We start from the raw sequence: 840 nt of genomic DNA, 5'->3' as shown, positions 1-840 counted from the left end.
TTCTCCTTATCAATTTGATAATGTTTCCAAAATATAAACTCAGTACGAAAGCCTAAATCTTTTATTTGTGATAAATAAATATCACCATTAGGACTAATATAATACTCATTAATACCTAACCAAAAAGTATTGTGAGTTTCATAAAAATGACTTGCTAAAATAATTTTATCTTTGATGTCCTGTTTATACATTAATGATAACTCTATTTCAAAAGTAATAGTTTTGAGAGGAAAAATGTTTTCATGATAAGTGTATTCATAATTTTTTTTATTTAAAACAAGTTTTAAATCTCCATCAGTATATATAACTGTGTTTTTATGGATTATGTCATATAAATCATTAAAATCTGTTTCTATCGAGTTTGGAGGGCAATTTTCTTCTTTTCTAGTATTAATAAACTCCTCATTTTCATTAGGAATTGCATCTAGTGTTTCCTGTTGCCAGTAATTAACATTCTTAACAAAACAATCACCTTTATATTGTTCGGGAATATTAAACAACTGACTATAGCAAGGCGTGCTTAATAGCAAGATTAAAGCTAAATAAAATGATGTTTTCATTATATATTTTCCTTTAATAAGTCTTATTTTAATTTCTTAAAAAGACCCGTTTTAGTCATTTGATACTGACTTTTTTTAGATTTAATTTCACCTTTTTTAAAATCAGAAAGACCTGCGTCGATTAGTAATTTTTCTTTTTGGTTAACTAAAATTGCACCATTTGCCTTTATAGTAAAATCATTCCACACAAGTACTTCCCCTTCTTCGGAATATCTTTCATCTAACACTATTGCATCAATAGGTTTTCCATCGGGATCATAACTGTTTAATCGGAAAGTAA

The 840-nt window shown here is 26.9% G+C and carries 2 protein-coding genes; both read right to left on the bottom strand.

Annotated features, from left to right (window positions below):
• The coding region (locus A9G11_RS08985; protein WP_141674394.1) for a hypothetical protein at positions 1–560 on the bottom strand (560 nt) is incomplete at its 3' end.
• Between the two features lie 23 nt (positions 561–583).
• Positions 584–840 (bottom strand): hypothetical protein (locus A9G11_RS14450; protein WP_176701258.1); only part of this gene is annotated, 257 nt, incomplete at its 5' end.

The sequence above is a fragment of the Gilliamella sp. wkB108 genome (assembly GCF_001690195.1).
In the GTDB taxonomy this organism is placed as follows: domain Bacteria; phylum Pseudomonadota; class Gammaproteobacteria; order Enterobacterales; family Orbaceae; genus Gilliamella; species Gilliamella apicola_L.
The sequence above is the reverse complement of the archived record's forward strand: the minus strand, read 5'-3'. Positions and strand labels throughout refer to the sequence as shown.